The following is a 12310-nucleotide window of genomic DNA, read 5'->3' as shown; positions in this document are numbered from 1 at the left end:
ACTAAAACGGGTCTATTTACACAGGTACCATCTTTGTGTTTGACCAGCATTCCTGGCATGACCGCGCCGCGATTAACGGTCTGCGTTCCGTAATGTTGATGAACCATAAAAACTCCTGCCCGTAAGCTGGGCTGCTGAACATATAGAGACTTCTGCGCGTATTCAGGCGGTGGATGGCCGCCGGTTGTCATAACTAAGCCGCCTCGTTGAAGCGACTGAGGTATGAGGTGTTGAGTTGATTTCAGCTGGTCACACCGACGTTCACGCGTCCGTTTCACCCCTCGCACTCCCCGGAGCCTGCCGAAATTCAAGCTGCGGATCTAAGCGGTCATCGCAACGGTGAATCAGGTGGTTGCCGTATCGTTGTGTTGTTGCGACATGGTAATAATAGCTATTGCTATTGGTGGTATCAATACTTATTGCTATTGATTGATGTGTTTTGATATTAACTGTTTGATAGCAAAAAGAATTAATTTTGTGACTTGCATCGCATAGCGATAACTGAAGGGAGGTTGTGGTGGTTTTTCGAACGGTTTGTGTGATGAGGGGAGGGGACAAAAGAAAACCCGGCACGGTGGCCGGGACGTTTTATTTCAAAGAAAAATTATGACTAGCGTATCTTGGAAGAAATTCATATAGTGTTAATGTCTTAACGCCGTGAGAAGCAGCAGCATCCGGGATCATTATTCTTTTTTTAGGTTTGCCACCGGATGGTTTCTCATGGGTAATAATAGTATATCCATGTGTCATCGCATGGGCTATTAAAAAAGCATCTGCTTTTTCATGGCTTGCAAAATCAAACTTTGCCTTTTCGGTAACATCTAATTTAGTTGACCAATTTATTAACTTTGCATAATTTTCTATTGAACTATGCTCATCTTCGAAGAATGATGATGGTAACTCTTCTTTAATCCATTTACACAATGGATCATCTTTTGCACATAGTTCTTTTTTTACAGCATTAATGCTATAAATCAGACCATTCATGTGTAAAGCGAGAAGAAAATCCCAAAATATTTTGCAATAATTGAAGTTATATGCAAAGTTTTTTGCCTCTATGAAGACATTACTATCAATTAAGAATTTTCCATTATGAATCATAGAGATTCTCGTTTTTTATAAAATTCAACAACTGTATCTGCTTTTACATTTAGCAGTACGCCTGCTTCCCTTAATGGTAATTGTTGAGACATTGCTTTGGAAATTATTATATTCGTAAGTTTTGGACTGTTACGAACAGGTAATGTGTTAAAGAAAGAACCACCATTAGATTCTTTTTTGGGCTTATTGTAAGCTTGATCTTTAATTATCTCCAAAGTGTTTCTTTCTATCAAATCTAATTGTAACGCTTTGATTGCACAAGCGAAATCACTAACCTTAAATAACTTAGAAACCTCTTTTACTCGATAATAATTATTATCGCTGGATGCATTAAGCCAGAAAGATTTGAAGAGATTATCAGGCATTAAGATTTCAGCAGCAACTTTATTACAAAAAGATTCTATGTTTTTTTCTGTGTCCCACCCAGAGACTCCATCGACTCCAAGCCAAAGATGAGCCACCTCATGAAATAATGTAAATACCTGCGCAGATAACGCGTCCGAGCTATTTACAAAAATGATCGGAGCAACGCTATCAGATATACAGAAACCACGAAACTCTCGCGTGTCAAGTTTTCTTTTATTATTATTACCCACAACACCATTCTTGAAAACTAATACGCCAGTGTCTTCTATTAGTTTTGCCACTTTAGAAAAATAGCTCTCAAAAGTGACATTTTTTATCTCTTTTTGTATATCAAAATGTATTGTGTTTGCTATGTCTGTAGCAACAACCTTATAATTTAATTTTCTATTAAATTTAAATTTACCAATAAAATCGAGTGGATCATCATTACCATTTTCTCTTAAATAGTCTTTGTACCACTCAAGTTTATATTCTATATCATAGTAAACATCAAAAAAATCTTTTCCTAACTCACGGCTATTTATAGCTTGCCTTAAGTCAGGGATCTTGGGTTTGGCTGGAGTTGGTGGCGTTTCAAGAAATAAAAAACCGAAAGGGATTCCTCCAATTTTTGCCAGTTTTTCTGCTGCGGATTTACTTACCACTCCGTTAAGAAATTTATTAATCTTTTTGGGCATGACTTGGTCAGCAAGAGTTTCGATAGAAACTCCTTGAGAATTTGCTATCCAATCAATCATCTTCCTAGACAATTGAAATTCAACCGCTGCCATGTTATCACCTAGTTAAAAAAACCTATTATTCAACAATTATTGTTGTGCACCTGATAGCTAACGTCAAGCCTAATTTATTGCCTTACTACAGTAAGCTGAAAAGCGAAGTGCATAATTTTGTTCTGATTTCTACCCATGCTTTCTATATGTCTGCGGCATGCTCCCGATGACTTTCCCGAAGATGAACACGCGGTTCATCTCGTCTTTCTCGATCGGGTCCCACGGTGAGTAGCTCTTGTTATCAGAGATAACCAGCAGCTTATCCTTCATCATTTGCAGGCGCTTTACATGGGCGGTGTCGTCATACAGAAACGCATAGATACCATCACCGTCGAAAGATTTAACAGTGATATCAACGAACAGAAGATCACCTGGTTCGATCGTTCCTGACATGCTGTCACCGCGTACGTTAATGATGCGGATATTTTCTGCCTTCCTGCCATCGAACATGTGACGAGCATCGTCAAACGAGTACTCAACCGAGCGTAGAACTTCTACAAACTCACGGTTGATGACTCCCGGCCCGGCACTCACTTCTATATCAAGAACGTCAATCTTGAAGTATTTGGGATGGTTGGCAGTAGGCTTCCCTAATTGTTGACCGTCATTTCTCATCGGGCCTATGCCTGATGAGAGCCACTCTGTTCGAACACCCAATGCATTAGCTATTTCAACAATTTTTGTTGAGCCGCGCGCGTTGCCGCTTGTCAGTCTCCAGATTGTGGGTTGAGCTACGCCAGACGCCTTTGCAAGAGCGCCTTGAGACATTCCAGATTGTTCCATCGCTAGGTTTAAGCGATCAGCAAGAGTTTCTTTTTTCATAAGTTTTAATTTATACGCTTGCGTATTGATGGTCAAAACACGTTTTGCTATTGTTATGATTAATACGCATTGCTATTATTTATTCATTGCAATACCAATAGGAATTGATAATGACAAATCAAACCATTCAACTCGCAATCAGTATTACAGGTAGTCAAAAACGACTGGCAGATCTATGCGGTGTAGCCCAACCCACTGTTTGGCGTTGGCTACACGGTGGCGGAATTGATGCCCGCTATGTAATGAAAATTGTCTCAGCCACTGGTGGAAAGATTAAACCAGCAGATATTCGTCCCGACCTCGCACCATTGTTTAACGCGAGTAATTCTGCCGCCTAAACTGCGGCGTTAACTGATAAGGCAATGACTATGCAACCACTTACATACCAACAGACTAGCGGATTTAGCCCGACTGCGGTGATAAATCGTTCTCAAACAAAACAAGCTCCAGGCCACGAAAAAATCCGTGATGCCGTCCGCGCCTGGTCGGCTGCAGATAATCAGGATGTTGTTGCCGCACTCATTGTGAATGAGTATCGGGAGCAGGGCGGCGGCACCATCGATTTCCCTGATGATGTCAGCCGTGCACGCCAGAAGCTGTTCCGCTTCCTCGATAACAAATTCGATTCTGAAAAATACCGAAATAACGTGCGTGAACTGACCCCGGCAATTCTGGCGGTACTACCGCTGGAATATCGCGGTTACCTGGTTGAGCAGGATAGCTTTATGGCTAGGTTGGCTGAAATGGAAAAGGAACTCAGTGAGGCAAAACAGGCTGTCATTCTCAACGCACCACGCCACCAGAAACTGAAGGAGATGAGTGAAGGCATTGTGTCGATGTTTCGAGTGGACCCGGATCTGGCTGGTCCATTGATGGCGATGGTCACCACCATGCTGGGGGCAATATGACAGGTTCAAAAATGGCGAAAGTCGGTCTGCGGGAACAGAACCGACTTTCAGGTGCAAATCGTAACACACTCATTGCGGGAGGAATTATGGCAAACACTGCTGAGATATTCAATTTTCCAGTGCCGGATGCGGCACAAAAGGAGCCGCGCGTGGCAGATCTCGATGATGGTTATACGCGCATTGCAAATGAGTTGCTGGAAGCTGTGATGCTGGCTGGATTAACACAGCACCAGCTTCTGGTCTTCCTGGCTGTCATGCGCAAAACATATGGCTTTAATAAAAAAATGGATTGGGTGAGCAACGAGCAACTTTCCGAGTTAACCGGGATATTGCCGCACAAGTGTTCTGCTGCAAAAAGTGTTCTGGTAAAGCGTGGGATTTTTATTCAGAGCGGGCGGAATACCGGCATTAATAATGTGGTCAGTGAATGGTCAACATTACCCGAATCAGGTAAGAAAAATAAAGTTTACCTGAAAGAGGTAAATTTACCTGAATCAGGTAAAAAAAGTTTACCCAAATCAGGTAAAGACGTTTACCCGAATCAGGTAAACACAAAAGACAAACTAACAAAAGACAATATAAAACCTTATTCGTCCGAGAATTCTGGCGAATCCTCTGACCAGCCAGAAAACGACCTTCCTGTGGTGAAACCGGATGCTGCGATTCAGAGCGGCAGCAAGTGGGGGACAGCAGAAGACCTGACCGCCGCAGAGTGGATGTTTGACATGGTGAAGACCATCGCGCCATCAGCCAGAAAACCGAATTTTGCAGGGTGGGCTAACGATATCCGCCTGATGCGTGAACGTGACGGACGTAACCACCGCGACATGTGCGTGCTGTTCCGCTGGGCATGCCAGGACAACTTCTGGTCCGGTAACGTGCTAAGTCCGGCCAAACTCCGCGACAAGTGGACCCAACTCGAAATCAACCGTAACAAGCAACAGGCTGGCGTGACAGCCGGAAAACCAAAACTCGACCTGACGAACACTGACTGGATTTACGGGGTGGAGCTATGAAAAACATCGCCGCACAGATGGTTAATTTTGACCGTGAGCAGATGCGCCGGATCGCCAATAACATGCCGGAACAGTACGACGAAAAGCCGCAGGTACAGCAGGTAGCGCAGATTATCAATGGTGTGTTCAGCCAGTTACTGGCAACTTTCCCGGCGAGCCTGGCTAACCGTGACCAGAACGAACTGAACGAAATCCGCCGCCAGTGGGTTCTGGCTTTCCGGGAAAATGGGATCACCACGATGGAACAGGTTAACGCTGGAATGCGCGTAGCCCGTCGGCAGAATCGACCATTCCTGCCATCACCCGGGCAGTTTGTCGCCTGGTGCCGGGAAGAAGCATCCGTTAACGCCGGGCTGCCAAACGTCAGCGAGCTGGTTGATATGGTTTATGAGTATTGCCGGAAGCGTGGCCTGTATCCAGATGCAGAGTCTTATCCGTGGAAATCAAACGCGCACTACTGGCTGGTTACCAACCTGTACCAGAACATGCGGGCCAATGCGCTTACTGATGCGGAATTACGGCGCAAGGCTGCCGATGAACTGGCCTGTATGACCGCGCGAATTAACCGTGGTGAGGCTATACCTGAACCAGTAAAACAACTTCCTGTCATGGGCGGTAGACCTCTAAATCGTGCACAGGCTCTGGCGAAGATCGCAGAAATTAAAGCTAAGTTCGGACTGAAAGGAGCCAGTGTATGACGGGAAAAGAAGCAATTATTCATTACCTGGGGACGCATAAGAGCTTCTGTGCGCAGGACGTTGCTGAGGTAACAGGCGCAACAGTAACCAGCATAAATCAGGCTGCGGCTAAAATGGCGCGGGCAGGAATCTTAGTCATTGATGGTAAGGTCTGGCGAACGGTGTATTACCGGTTCGCTACCAGGGAAGAACGGGAAGGAAAGGTGAGCACGAATCTGATTTTCAAGGAGTGTCGCCAGAGTGCCGCGATGAAGCGGGTTTTATTTGTTTATGCGGCGGGGGGAGGAAATCAGTGAGGTTGACGATAACTAATATCTGGCGCTATATTCTGTGCGTTGCCGCAAAATCGGCACACGGGATTGGCGTCCCGGATAAGGTAATCGCGACTACTACACGCCGCGAGCGTGTTTTTTATTGTCGTAAGCATACGCACATCTGAATTATGGTGGGGCGTGTAGGGCCGACTTCGGTCGGGCCGGTTGATTACCCCGGTTACGCCAACCCTACATGTCTCACCACCAAACTGATTGGCGTCAGCGGTGGTGGTTAACTTGATTTATAGGTAATCATCATGAGCACACAACTAGTCTTTCATCAAACAAAATTCCATCCTGTTAAACACAACAACAGTATCTGGCTTACTGCCGTTGAGATTGCTCAAGCTCTCGGATATAAAAAATCTGATGCCGTAACTCAGATCTACGATCGAAATTCCGATGAATTTAGGGCAGATATGACTGAGACCCTCAATTTGAGTGTCTCAGGGAACTACCAGAAAACAATACGCATTTTCTCCCTCCGTGGTGCCCATTTGATCGCTATGTTCGCCCGCACTCCTGTAGCCAAAGAATTCCGCCGCTGGGTTCTGGATATTCTCGATCGAGAAGTTCAACAATCCCCAATCACAAAACAATTCACTGATAACGAACTTTGCACACTCGCCTGGTTATGGCGAGCAGGGGATGTGATGTTAACCGCCTGCCAGAATATTACTCCACTTCTTCAGGTTGCGGAGCATCGCGAAGCCGGTCGCTTTACTTCTATTGAGCAAGAATATCCCCAGATACTACATAAGGCGCGCGAAATCCTTGCCAGAGAAACGGCACATGTAAGATTCCAGCCGTGGCAGGATGATAAGTGGAGCCGAGTATTGCCGCATTTGCGTTCTGAGCAGTAGCAATAAAGTTTCCGGTGAGAAATGTCACCAGCATTTTGTTATGAAACGGGTATTGGCGGTATATGGGGGCGGGGCTTTAGTTATTAGGTGTCGAGAATTAATTGTTTGTAGCAATATAAAAAGGATCGCTTAAGTCCGTTTATTTTTTTAAGCTTCATATACATAGTGGATAAAAATGAGAACCACCCGCTGAACGGGTGGTTTTGCGCAAGTTAAATTTTATAATTTCAGTGAATCTTTACGCTGTAATAATGCAAATGATAGTTGAAAAAAACACAATCAGTCGATGGATTCTCCGTAGGATGCAACTGCCTGAGCGACGCAAAAACGATCAATACACTCTATTTCTCCATAATCACGCAGGCAATAATAAGTATTATTGTCTTTATCAAAAGCGTAAATGCTACAAATACCCTCAAGCTCACAACTTGCGTCCCATCCACTATTAGATAACGTGCCCCATTCCTGGTAAAGCCCTGCGTTAACTTCTCGATTGATAATATGCGGTCCACTATAGTTATCATAATCGTAACTATAGATGTCACGTGCCTCAGGAAAATTCCCGTTCATGTTTTCAATCCACGGTAAAATATCTTTAACTGAGTTATAAAGTTCAATGCTGTATTTGAAAAAACGCTTCACAATAAAAACATAGATGCCGGCAGATTTGTTTGTTGATTTATCAGTGGCGAAAATGACAAAAATCTTCCCAACGCACTTTTCATCTACGCCCGGAAAAGTTACTGTGCCATCCTGGCTAACCGCCAGAACATTATTGTCTGCATTAGTGCTACAGGTCCATTTTACCTTGTCATTATTAATAGGGTCATTATCAATGACCATCTTGAAGGTTGCTCCTGGGAACAAACTGTTAGGGAAACAGTAACCACTCTCCATATCATTTTTAATATCATAGATATGGCTATCAACTAACACGCCTGTAATTTTGCTCATCATTGAACTCTCTTTGTTTGTTAAATAAAAAGTTTTATTCCTGAACAACGGAACACGCTGATATTAATGCAACCAATGAATTGTTGTTGTTATTTGGAGGTTATATAGTGGTATGAATGTTATTATGCGATGTCTCTGAGTGATGGGGTAAGGATTATATGATTCGCTTTTGAGATTTACCTATGTCAGGCGTTGCTGTTCATGTTCGTCCCCGTTGTCAGTCTTCTTAGTCTGAGCTAATGTGATCATCAATGGGTTATCAGTTTTCTCTGAAGTTATATAATTAATTGAGCGCCATAGCACCATGGGGCATTGTTGAATTTCATCTTCAATTGATTTTCCATAATCAACTCGCCATAATCATGTCATCGGAGCCTGAACACCTCCGGTGACTTCTGCGCTAAACGGGGACGTTTATGCGCACACACAATCCAAACTCTCTTCTCCCTTCACAGTTGCAGAAATGCACCTGCGATTTTTTGCATCCAACGTTTGACCTCTGCGGAGGTGAAGCGTGAACCTCCCACAAGACGGCATCAAATTACATCGCGGCAACTTCACCGCTATCGGTCAGCAGATCCAGCCTTATCTGGAGGACGGAAAATGCTTTCGCATGGTGCTTAAACCGTGGCGTGAGAAACGCAGTCTTTCCCAGAATGCACTCAGCCACATGTGGTACAGCGAAATCAGTGAATACCTCATCAGCAGGGGGAAATCGTTCGCTACCGCAGCATGGGTAAAAGATGCTCTCAAACACACATACCTCGGTTATGAAACCAAGGACCTGGTTGATGTCGTAACCGGCGAAATCACTACGATCCAGTCGTTACGCCATACCTCCGATCTTGATACCGGAGAGATGTATGTCTTCCTGTGTAAGGTTGAAGCCTGGGCGATGAATATTGGCTGCCACCTGACTATTCCGCAGAGCTGCGAGTTCCAGCTGCTGCGCGACAAGCAGGAGGCGTAATGGCTACACCGCTTATTCGTGTCATGAACGGACACATCTACAGAGTACCAAATCGTCGTAAGCGTAAGCCTGAGCTGAAACCATCCGAAATACCAACACTGCTCGGGTATACCGCCAGCCTGGTTGATAAAAAATGGTTGCGACTGGCAGCAAGGAGGAGTCATGGCTGATTTGAGAAAAGCAGCGCGTGGTCGGGAATGCCAGGTAAGAATCCCTGGCGTATGTAATGGCAACCCTGAAACGTCTGTACTGGCACATATCCGGCTAGCTGGATTGTGCGGCACCGGTATTAAACCGCCAGACCTTATTGCCACCATTGCATGTTCTGCCTGTCACGACGAGATCGACCGTCGCACGCATTTTGTTGACGCTGGATATGCAAAAGAATGCGCGCTGGAAGGTATGGCGAGAACGCAGGTTATCTGGCTGAAAGAGGGGGTAATTAAGGCGTGAATACTTACTACATCACACTACCCTGGCCGCCGAGCAATAACCGCTACTACCGCCATAATCGCGGGCGCACGCACATCAGCGCAGAAGGGCAGGCATACCGCGATAACGTCGCCCGAATCATCAAAGGCTCCATGCTGGATATCGGCCTGGCTATGCCAGTGAAAATCCGTATTGAGTGCCACATGCCGGATCGCCGTCGCCGTGACCTGGATAATCTGCAAAAGGCCGCTTTTGACGCACTCACCAAAGCAGGTTTCTGGCTGGATGATGCTCAGGTCGTTGATTATCGCGTTGTGAAGATGCCCGTTACCAAGGGTGGAAAGCTGGAGCTGACCATCACTGAACTGGGAGATGAATGATGTTTGAGTCTTATATGACAGAACGTCTTCGCCGCCGCTGGGTGCGCCTGCGCTTATATCGTTTTATTGATTTTTGCTGGCAATTGGCGTGCTAGCCTGATTTTTGTGGGGAAAGTTGATGCGTGATATTCAGATGATTCTTGAGCGTTGGGGTGCATGGGCGGCGAGTGATAGTTCAGGAGTAGACTATTCGCCTATAGCTGCTGGGTTTAAGGGGCTTCTTCCCTATACAAGCAAAACACGTCAGGCTTGTTCAGATAGTGATGCATTAATTATTGAAGGTTGTCTTGCTCGTCTAAAGCAAAAAAGGCCAGACGAACATTCGCTTCTTGTTGCCCATTACCTATACGGTATCTCTAAAAGAAAGCTCGCCAAAGCTCGTAAAAAGGATGAGAAACTAATACGCATTGAGATACAGATGGCTGAGGGTTTTGTTGAAGGCTGTCTCTCAATGCTTGATCTTTGTCTGGAAATGGACCAATAGACTACCAGAATAGAAACTGCCGCTCAGCTTTGCGGATCGGCAGTTTCTGATGGTGTAATGTTACGCGCAGATGTTTCGAGTATAGATTCCCTTCCGATTGATACCAAAATTTCGATTGTTCTTGCTTTAGCCTGCATCAATGTTGATTTTATTTCAGGACTTAAGTGGTCAGATCGTAACTGCTTCTCAATCTCAGCCAAATCACGCTTGCATTTTGCTCTTTTGGCTGCGTCTTCTGGAGATTCGAAACCATGCCTCGAAATAAACCAATTCATGACGTAAGTTAAAGTTGCCGCAACACCCGGTACTAATGCGTAGGCTACAGTTCGCCACACGCTATTAGGGTCGGTTAAAATCGCGCTAACAAGAACACTTAGAATTGCTCCCCAACCACCAGTTGAAAGGGTAGCTTTTCCTGTGCTTAGACCTTTAGTTTGAGAATTCATTTTCGTTTTGAATTCTCCGCAATTGCCTCTTCAATGAGGGTTGTTAGCATTTTTCCCTTTTTACTTGGAACTTTTATTACTAGCGTCTTGGTCACTCCGGATTCTTCATCGTGATATCGGAATTCGAAGACTTTTGTAGGGAATAGTCGACGCCAAAGCAAGGCTGACGCTGAATAGCAAAAACGACTAAAGGCAGGGATGATCATTATCACCCCTATCCAGAAGATCAGTTGTGCTATCTGCATGTTCAGTGTCACTTTTGTCAAGCCTCAGCAGGGCGTTTTCGTTTTACTTTGGTTATAGCATACTTGGTTGTGGCATTTCGCGCAGTGAAAGTTTTTATAGTTTTTAGCTCAACAACAAACAAATCTTCTTTTGTAAAACTGATGATTCCATTTTGAACTTGGTGTATAAACAACTGATCTTCAAAGGTAACAGCATGCTCCTCGCCTAAATAATCGATTCTCCAACCCTTTGTACCCTCGAAGTTGATCTGTACGAATCTAACATTGACTTCTTCTACAGACTCTTCTTTTTCAAGTAGTGTACCTCTAGGCAGCGGTTTGATCTCTTCGGTTTCACTTCCTTCAAGACGAACGACTTCTTCGCCTTCATCATTTAGCACCTTAAATACTGCACCTTGTTTGCCGTCTAATGGTGCACGAACTACATTCACAAGGGCATCACGGACTTCAGGATCTGTTACTAACTTAGCCACTGAGTCATGGCAAACAATTTCTTCCCCTTCAAGTTCAAGAACAGATTCTTCTGTTCCTGCCCGTTTTGTTACCGAAATTACTTTCTTGCTGCCCAGTTGGCGGATTAGTGATAATGCTGGAGCTCCAATAGCAGCCCCGGCTATCCCTGTTAGGCCAATCACTTTTGCGACGTCGACGGCATGAGGAACAAGCTCCATCATGGTATAGGATACGCCGAGTGATCCCGCTTCTGCTGGATTAGTAACCATTAACTTAACGGTTTGTTGGCCGTCATTAAGTCTTTTATCAGCTGCTGATATTAAATCTGCCATCGAACCTATGGAGATGCTTAATGTTTTGGCATCAATTTTATGCTGTGCTAATTCGTTATCCTCTGCATCGTAGAAGATCTGAAAAGAAGTTGTTTTAGTCACTCTTTGCTCGCTATGTCTTGATTTTTTTCCATAAAATACCTTTTTTTGGTATAAAAAACATTATCGCGGTCCGCAAAAATTGCGTTACTGTGTTAAGAGTGGTTACTTCGCCACACAGCTTAAACCCGCCGTCGAGCGGGTTTTGTCGTTTCTGGGCCTGGGGATTCGTTGAGTCTGGTCTATCCCGCAGTTATCCATTGGCTCGGCTTCTTTGACGTTTCCGCTTCTGATTTGCGGTACATGATGTTCCCTCAATTTGCACCTGCTGTATCAGCGAGGTGAGAGATAACTACAAATGCCTCATAACCCAAATACCTGGCTGGAGTTGGTCCAGAGCTGGTGGCGTGGAGACACACCGCTGGGCGCAGTGATTATGTCGATTGTTATGGCTGGTTTACGTATTGCCTATTTTGGCGGTGGTGGCGGCTGGAAGCGAAAAACACTCGAAATTCTACTCTGTGGCGCTCTGACGCTGACTTTTGCATCCGCTCTTGAGTATGTCGGATGGCCTAAATCACTTTCTGTTGCCATTGGTGGCGGCGTTGGGCTGATCGGTGTCGATGCTATTCGTGGGGCTGCAATGCGAGTAATCGGTAACAAATTTGGTAGCTCGAAGGAGTAATTCATGCAGGCACTAAATTCCCAGCGTAAAGC

The 12310-nt window shown here is 44.9% G+C and carries 20 protein-coding genes and 1 pseudogene; 15 read left to right on the top strand and 6 right to left on the bottom strand.

From position 1 onward, the window contains the following. Positions 1–588 precede the first annotated feature (588 nt). The 3 genes from D9736_RS21935 to D9736_RS21925 form a co-directional block, all read right to left on the bottom strand. Positions 589–1101, bottom strand: coding sequence for a DUF4411 family protein (locus tag D9736_RS21935; RefSeq protein WP_016244337.1), 513 nt, complete (start codon positions 1099–1101; stop codon positions 589–591). Further along, complete coding sequence (locus tag D9736_RS21930) at positions 1098–2237, bottom strand: ImmA/IrrE family metallo-endopeptidase (RefSeq protein WP_000741702.1); 1140 nt, start codon at positions 2235–2237, stop codon at positions 1098–1100. Before D9736_RS21930 ends, D9736_RS21935 begins: the two co-directional genes overlap by 4 nt. Positions 2238–2366: 129 nt before the next feature. Then, positions 2367–3059 (bottom strand): helix-turn-helix transcriptional regulator, encoded by a 693-nt coding sequence (locus D9736_RS21925; RefSeq protein WP_000712396.1) that lies wholly within the window; start codon positions 3057–3059, stop codon positions 2367–2369. A gap of 110 nt (positions 3060–3169) precedes the next feature. Between D9736_RS21925 and D9736_RS21920 the strand changes: the two genes are divergently transcribed. The 7 genes from D9736_RS21920 to D9736_RS21895 all read left to right on the top strand — a co-directional run bounded on the left by D9736_RS21920 (position 3170) and on the right by D9736_RS21895 (position 6858). Then, positions 3170–3397 carry a helix-turn-helix domain-containing protein gene (locus tag D9736_RS21920; protein ID WP_000184665.1) on the top strand — a complete coding sequence of 76 codons (228 nt, stop codon included), beginning with the start codon at positions 3170–3172 and terminating at the stop codon, positions 3395–3397. A 30-nt stretch (positions 3398–3427) separates the two neighbouring features. Beyond that, entirely contained in the window at positions 3428–3967 is a 540-nt protein-coding gene (locus D9736_RS21915) for a toxin YdaT domain-containing protein (protein WP_001400028.1), read from the top strand. After that, the gene (locus D9736_RS21910) at positions 3964–4983 is read left to right on the top strand and encodes a replication protein (RefSeq protein WP_205712933.1); all 1020 of its coding nucleotides are present in this window, start codon (positions 3964–3966) and stop codon (positions 4981–4983) included. Before D9736_RS21915 ends, D9736_RS21910 begins: the two co-directional genes overlap by 4 nt. After that, positions 4980–5681: a replication protein P gene (locus tag D9736_RS21905; RefSeq protein WP_130259162.1), complete on the top strand. Its 702-nt coding sequence runs from the start codon at positions 4980–4982 to the stop codon at positions 5679–5681. The genes D9736_RS21910 and D9736_RS21905 overlap by 4 nt, the downstream gene beginning before the upstream one ends. Then, on the top strand, positions 5678–5977 hold the full coding sequence (locus D9736_RS21900) for a protein ren (RefSeq protein WP_130216499.1): 300 nt from the start codon (positions 5678–5680) through the stop codon (positions 5975–5977). Before D9736_RS21905 ends, D9736_RS21900 begins: the two co-directional genes overlap by 4 nt. Positions 5978–6123: 146 nt before the next feature. Beyond that, the gene (locus D9736_RS23680; protein WP_215629063.1) at positions 6124–6231 is read left to right on the top strand and encodes an ash family protein; all 108 of its coding nucleotides are present in this window, start codon (positions 6124–6126) and stop codon (positions 6229–6231) included. Positions 6232–6252: 21 nt separating this feature from the next. Beyond that, positions 6253–6858: a P22AR C-terminal domain-containing protein gene (locus D9736_RS21895; protein ID WP_130259161.1), complete on the top strand. Its 606-nt coding sequence runs from the start codon at positions 6253–6255 to the stop codon at positions 6856–6858. A gap of 279 nt (positions 6859–7137) precedes the next feature. On the opposite strand, the gene D9736_RS21890 is transcribed toward D9736_RS21895, so the two are convergent. Next, on the bottom strand, positions 7138–7815 hold the full coding sequence (locus D9736_RS21890) for a hypothetical protein (RefSeq protein WP_130210688.1): 678 nt from the start codon (positions 7813–7815) through the stop codon (positions 7138–7140). A gap of 413 nt (positions 7816–8228) precedes the next feature. Between D9736_RS21890 and D9736_RS21885 the strand changes: the two genes are divergently transcribed. From D9736_RS21885 to D9736_RS21860, 7 genes and pseudogenes are all read left to right on the top strand, one after another. After that, positions 8229–8330 (top strand): hypothetical protein, encoded by a 102-nt coding sequence (locus tag D9736_RS21885; protein ID WP_130259160.1) that lies wholly within the window; start codon positions 8229–8231, stop codon positions 8328–8330. Further along, the gene (ybcN, locus tag D9736_RS21880; RefSeq protein WP_001053009.1) at positions 8327–8782 is read left to right on the top strand and encodes a DNA base-flipping protein YbcN; all 456 of its coding nucleotides are present in this window, start codon (positions 8327–8329) and stop codon (positions 8780–8782) included. The genes D9736_RS21885 and ybcN overlap by 4 nt, the downstream gene beginning before the upstream one ends. Next, positions 8782–8952 carry a protein NinE from lambdoid prophage DLP12 gene (locus D9736_RS21875; RefSeq protein ID WP_000224915.1) on the top strand — a complete coding sequence of 57 codons (171 nt, stop codon included), beginning with the start codon at positions 8782–8784 and terminating at the stop codon, positions 8950–8952. The genes ybcN and D9736_RS21875 overlap by 1 nt, the downstream gene beginning before the upstream one ends. Beyond that, positions 8945–9235: a DUF1364 domain-containing protein gene (locus tag D9736_RS21870; RefSeq protein WP_000774479.1), complete on the top strand. Its 291-nt coding sequence runs from the start codon at positions 8945–8947 to the stop codon at positions 9233–9235. The genes D9736_RS21875 and D9736_RS21870 overlap by 8 nt, the downstream gene beginning before the upstream one ends. Next, a complete protein-coding gene (gene rusA, locus D9736_RS21865) occupies positions 9232–9594 on the top strand; it encodes a crossover junction endodeoxyribonuclease RusA (RefSeq protein ID WP_105484699.1) in 363 nt (120 codons plus the stop codon). The genes D9736_RS21870 and rusA overlap by 4 nt, the downstream gene beginning before the upstream one ends. Further along, positions 9591–9659 (top strand): annotated as a pseudogene (locus tag D9736_RS23675) (hypothetical protein); the annotation flags it as partial. The gene rusA and the pseudogene D9736_RS23675, both read left to right, overlap by 4 nt. 50 nt (positions 9660–9709) lie before the next feature. Further along, a complete protein-coding gene (locus D9736_RS21860) occupies positions 9710–10078 on the top strand; it encodes an antiterminator Q family protein (protein WP_130259159.1) in 369 nt (122 codons plus the stop codon). A gap of 23 nt (positions 10079–10101) precedes the next feature. Here the strand turns inward: D9736_RS21860 and D9736_RS21855 are convergent, their stop codons facing one another. Together D9736_RS21855 and D9736_RS21850 are read right to left on the bottom strand one after the other, a co-directional pair. Beyond that, complete coding sequence (locus D9736_RS21855; protein ID WP_024241392.1) at positions 10102–10524, bottom strand: hypothetical protein; 423 nt, start codon at positions 10522–10524, stop codon at positions 10102–10104. 262 nt (positions 10525–10786) lie between these two features. Beyond that, positions 10787–11656, bottom strand: a complete 870-nt coding sequence (locus tag D9736_RS21850) for a hypothetical protein (RefSeq protein ID WP_021570437.1) — start codon at positions 11654–11656, stop codon at positions 10787–10789. Between the two features lie 295 nt (positions 11657–11951). Between D9736_RS21850 and D9736_RS21845 the strand changes: the two genes are divergently transcribed. Next, the gene (locus tag D9736_RS21845; RefSeq protein WP_001120497.1) at positions 11952–12278 is read left to right on the top strand and encodes a phage holin, lambda family; all 327 of its coding nucleotides are present in this window, start codon (positions 11952–11954) and stop codon (positions 12276–12278) included. The last annotated feature ends 32 nt before the right edge of the window (positions 12279–12310 follow it).

Origin of the sequence: Escherichia sp. E10V10 (assembly GCF_004211985.1) — a bacterium.
Taxonomy (GTDB): domain Bacteria; phylum Pseudomonadota; class Gammaproteobacteria; order Enterobacterales; family Enterobacteriaceae; genus Escherichia.
This window is presented reverse-complemented; position numbering and strand designations above follow the sequence as displayed.